The organism is Pseudomonas sp. Pseusp3, from assembly GCF_047304225.1.
Lineage (GTDB): Bacteria > Pseudomonadota > Gammaproteobacteria > Pseudomonadales > Pseudomonadaceae > Aquipseudomonas > Aquipseudomonas fluorescens_CD.
The window spans coordinates 1-212 of the sequence record NZ_JBGLYV010000307.1 but is presented as its reverse complement, the minus strand read 5'-3'; the positions used below and the strand labels follow the sequence as shown (position 1 = coordinate 212).

General features: G+C 61.8%; 1 protein-coding gene. It reads left to right on the top strand.

Annotated features, from left to right (window positions below):
• Window positions 1–212, top strand: a 212-nt coding sequence (locus tag ACCD00_RS30950; RefSeq protein WP_413428958.1) for an immunoglobulin-like domain-containing protein, incomplete at both ends; no start/stop codon positions are given.

The window sequence follows — 212 nt, the reverse complement described above, 5'->3', positions numbered from 1 at the left end:
GAGAACAGCACCATCACCTACACCGCGACCCTGACCGATGCCCAAGGCCAACCGGTCACTGCGCAGAACGGTCCGGTGACCGTGACCCTCGACAGCGGCAAGGTGATCACCATTGCCGAAGGCCAGAGTTCCGGGAGCCTGCCAGTCACCGTCGGCAATGACGTTTACAAGGGGCCAACCACTGTCAGCGAATCCATCAAGGACGCAGTGGG